3 protein-coding genes and 2 pseudogenes are annotated in these 4,363 nt (G+C 36.4%); 4 read left to right on the forward strand and 1 reads right to left on the reverse strand.

What is annotated here, in order from left to right:
- Positions 1-228: 228 nt before the first annotated feature.
- A pseudogene (locus AC1DVK_RS26430) lies at positions 229-903 on the reverse strand (transposase); the annotation flags it as partial.
- Positions 904-1,343: 440 nt separating this feature from the next.
- On the opposite strand from AC1DVK_RS26430, the gene AC1DVK_RS26435 reads away from it, so the two are divergent.
- The 4 genes and pseudogenes from AC1DVK_RS26435 to AC1DVK_RS26450 all read left to right on the forward strand — a co-directional run bounded on the left by AC1DVK_RS26435 (position 1,344) and on the right by AC1DVK_RS26450 (position 4,062).
- The gene (locus tag AC1DVK_RS26435) at positions 1,344-2,474 is read left to right on the forward strand and encodes a D-alanyl-D-alanine carboxypeptidase family protein (protein WP_477627777.1); all 1,131 of its coding nucleotides are present in this window, start codon (positions 1,344-1,346) and stop codon (positions 2,472-2,474) included.
- A 246-nt stretch (positions 2,475-2,720) separates the two neighbouring features.
- A pseudogene (locus tag AC1DVK_RS26440) lies at positions 2,721-3,082 on the forward strand (group I truncated hemoglobin).
- A 202-nt stretch (positions 3,083-3,284) separates the two neighbouring features.
- Positions 3,285-3,527, forward strand: coding sequence for a hypothetical protein (locus AC1DVK_RS26445; protein ID WP_477627778.1), 243 nt, complete (start codon positions 3,285-3,287; stop codon positions 3,525-3,527).
- Between the two features lie 46 nt (positions 3,528-3,573).
- Positions 3,574-4,062, forward strand: a complete 489-nt coding sequence (locus tag AC1DVK_RS26450) for a hypothetical protein (protein WP_289337124.1) — start codon at positions 3,574-3,576, stop codon at positions 4,060-4,062.
- The last annotated feature ends 301 nt before the right edge of the window (positions 4,063-4,363 follow it).

Below are 4,363 nucleotides of genomic sequence, written 5' to 3' on the forward strand. Positions count from 1 at the left end.
GAATAAATAACTATCAGGTGCATTACATCAATACCAGGAGCGTGCATTACATCAATACCAGGAGCTGATCAGCAGCTCCTTTTCTTATGCAACAAAACTAGCTAATAAAAACTAAAAATATTACATGCTATACTAAAATATGATACCAAATAACCTCCCTATGAACAGTGGTTGGAGAGTTTTATTATATTCGGTTACACTTTCAAACTAGGCCATATTTTGGAAAGTTCAGTTGTTTTGTAATGGTGCATAAAGCCAATGTAGAAGCTTATTAGCACATGCTATAACAGCTACTTTATAGGGCTTTCTTTCTTTCCCCTTCTTATCATAGAACTCACGTAATCTCTTATTACGAGGGATGACTTCATCAGTGTTTTCTTTTTTCTACAATCACGAATGGCACATCGAACAGCCATATATAGGGCATGCCGTAATCTACTCGAACCGATTTTGATTATTTTGTTTACGGATCCCTTGAATCTACCAGATTCAAAGATACTAGGATCAATTCCTGCAAATGCTACGAGTTTTTTAGGGTGATTAAACCGATCAATCTCACCAATTTCAGAAATTGTCGTTTCTGCCATTTTTTCACCGATACCAGGGATTGATCGGATTATCTTATATTCTTCAATTTCTTTTGCGCACCTATCTCTTCATCCAACTTTGATACAGTGTTGTCTGATTTAGCTGCTGCAGCTATAAGTTTCTTTGCCTTTGTATTTGCCCACTTTCTTGAACGACTTGTACATAATTCATCGATTTTATTACCTAAAGCTTCTTCATCATATCAAAACATCTTTATGTAGGATATTCTAATAAGGTTAGTATAGAGACAACTGAATATAAGTCCCCAAAAACCCCATGATACTCAGGGGAAACCTGATCAAGAACTGCTTGAAATTATACGAGATCTTGGTCCCAACCAGCCAAATCATGTTTAAGCAAGTAGGGGCGAACTGTTTAGTTGACGGGATCTTAAGCCCCACGGGCAGGTACGTTCTACCCCGGCTACCGTTATCATATATTGATATGAAAAATGGTCAACCAGAAATATTTTTTGTCTGAACTTATAAATAAGAAGGGCAGGATAGTTCATTACAGTTTATAATACGAGTAGACTTTGATTTAGATTGAGGAGATAAAATAATGCGTTCTTTTTTGGGAAACGAATTTTGGGATGACAGAAATAAACCTATTCTGTTTATACAGTGGGTATTGATAATCTTTGCGATAATTTTATATCCACCAATCTTATTACCGTAATAGAATATATTTATCTGGTATTTTAAGATTAATTCCATGAATAGAAAACTACATTCGTTAAAGCTGAGGTGTTCTAAATGACAAAACTAAATAAAGTAACGTTAAACAAAAGATTGCTAGCTACCGGTTTTGCTTTCATTATTTTATGTGCAGGTTTAATCGGTTTTAGCCCTTCAAAACCAAGTGTAGCCAATGCAGCAACTGTAACCTATACAGCAACGGCTAACCTGAATGTCCGTACAGGTCCTTCTACTGCTAATAAAATTATAGCAACAGTTAAACAGGGCACAAAGCTAACGGTTACTGGAAAAAGTGAGAATGGATGGCTAAAGGTAAGCTTAAATGGTCAAACAGGTTATGTTAGTGGCCAATATGTAAAGGTATCCAATCCTTCATCTAGTACAGCAACTGTAACCTATACAGCAACGGCTAACCTGAATGTCCGTACAGGTCCTTCTACTGCTAATAAAATTATAGCAACAGTTAAACAGGGCACAAAGTTAATGGTTACTGGAAAAAGTGAGAATGGATGGCTAAAGGTAAGCTTAAATGGTCAAGCAGGTTATGTTAGTGGCCAATATGTAAAAATATCCAATCCTTCATCTGACGACATTCAGGTTGTTGCAAAGCCAGAAAGTATTCCAGTGCTAGTCAATAAAAAAAATAAGCTACCAGAAAACTATGTACCAAAAGACTTAGTATATACATCAATACCGTTTACTTTTAAAGAAAAGACGGAAAAGAGAAAAATGCGAAGTGAAGCAGCAGCTGCCATTAGCAAATTATTTGCGGAATCCAAGAAGCAGGGAGTAAGTCTTCTCGGTGTATCTGCATACAGATCACATGCTACACAAGTTGCTCTATTTGATTATTATGTAAAAAGGGATGGTTATGCCAAAGCAATCACATACAGTGCATTACCTGGAACAAGTGAGCATGAAACAGGCCTTGCTATTGACGTGACAGGCGGCAATGGTAAATGCGCGGCAGAGGATTGCTTTGGAGGTACTAAAGAAGCAAAATGGTTACAGGCACATGCAGATGATTATGGATTTATTATCCGTTACCCTAAAGGAAAAGAATCAGTCACTGGGTATAAATATGAACCATGGCATCTTCGATATGTAGATAAACCAATAGCTCAAACTATTATGAGCCAAGGACTTACTCTTGAAGAATATTATTATACTAGAGCCGTTCAAAACTAAAGAAATGCTCCTAAAGATATATAGGTTCTAGTGCAAAAACTTTAATAAATTATACGCAATGAATAGCCTCTTCAAAAACTTGATGAGGCTTTTTATATTTAGGTATACTACCTAGATCTATGATAATGTAAAAGGAATAGACAAATAATGTGCTTTTCTTAATGGCGAAGAAGCAAGTGAACCTTCAAAGGATTAGGTTCTATAACTCTTAAACCAAAGACAGACCCACAAAAGCAAAGTGTATATATGGATCAAACACTTTATGAAAAAATTGGTGGAGAAGAAGCGATAGCAAAAGTTGTGGACTACTTTTACAACGAGTTGGTTCTTAAGGATGATACAGTTAATCATTTTTTTGAAAAAAMGGATATGGAAAAACAACGCAGTCATCAGAAAAATTTATTAGTTTTGCATTAGGTRGTCCAAAACAATATTCTGGACAATCAATGGCAAAAGCTCACCAGGGAATGAATCTRCAACCAGCCCATTTTAATGCTATTGTAAAACATCTTAACGATGCACTTGCTCACTTTGGAGTGAATGAAGCTGACATAGATACAGCTTTAACTAAAGTTGCTTCACTAAGAAATGATATTTTGAATAAATAACTATCAGGTGCWTTACWTCAATACCAGGAGCTGATCAGCAGCTCCTTTTCTTATGCAAAAAACGAGTGCGTTAGCTTGAGATCGAAGCCGTCTTTTGTTTCTCATTAGACACAAACTGTGCAATACCCTTAATAACGAGGGTTTAGGTTTAAAGACTAAAATGGATTATTATGGTATATTTAGTGAAAAAAGGAGTAAGAATATGAAGTTGGTTCTTCAAGCGATTATTGGTTCAATTGCACTTCATGTTTTATATATAGTCAGTTTGATGTTAGTGAGTATGATAAAAACAAAGAACTATAAACCAGATATTGTGAGTGCATGGGATAAAGTAGATACCCTTCAAAAGGAAGCAGAGATTGTCGGTAAAGTTATACCACCTTATTTTTACGTATTATCTTTTGTTGGGGTAGCTGCGATTTGTGGAATTATCATTTTAATGTAGAGCAAAATATGAAATTAAAAGGGTGGGTTAGTAAAGGAGTGTTTTTTTGAAAAAGGTGTTAATAGGTGTCATTAGTATTGTGGTTTTATTTATAGGTGTCTTCTTTTTTCTGAAATTAAACCAACCTTTAGTAGCTTATCCAAGTGCTTCAGCGAATGATAAGCAGGTACAATTGGTTTCGGTAGGAAATAAAAGTCCATTTGATGATATTCAAATTGAAGAGGTTCTTGTCAATGATGAAGTTGTACCATCCAAAGTGAAATTACAAGTGAGTTATCATCCAAAAGGGTTTATTATCTCTGACAATTTTAATGGCGAAGAAGCAAGTGAATATACCTTCAAGGGATTAGATTCTATAACGCTTAAACCAAAGACAGACCCACAAAAGCAACTTGATAAAGTAAATGCTGGTACTGCAACAGAAGATGATGCCATATATGCTCTTTCGTTAGTGCATGAACATAGTATTGACAAAGTCGCAATTAAATACCGGCACCTTGGCATGCCACATGAATTGGTTGTGTCCACTAAATAAAGGAATGGTTGGACTGTGAAATCCTATTACTAATGGTGCTTTACTTCAAAGGGTGGTTACACAAGCAACCTTTTTGTTATGGAACTAAAGGGGCAGGTGTGCGGCCGAGCCTAGGTCGTATCATATAGCGGGTGGGATTCCCGCCGAGTAAGAACTAGCCATTCGCTCGTAGCGAGTCTTGGAGGACTAAAGGTAACTCTAGTCTTTAAGCGTAGACAGTTAGGTGGCGGGCCGAAAGCCAAATGGTTGAAGGGATTGAGCTCCATAAACGTTAGTGAACCGAGAGGGCTGATGCCTTACC

The organism is Peribacillus sp. P4_B1, assembly GCF_056402395.1.

Excerpts from the sequence above, each read along its gene's own strand:
- AC1DVK_RS26435 (WP_477627777.1), top strand. The coding sequence starts at position 1,344 with ATGACAAAACTAAATAAAGTAACGTTAAACAAAAGATTGCTAGCTACC.
- AC1DVK_RS26445 (WP_477627778.1), top strand. The coding sequence starts at position 3,285 with ATGAAGTTGGTTCTTCAAGCGATTATTGGTTCAATTGCACTTCATGTT.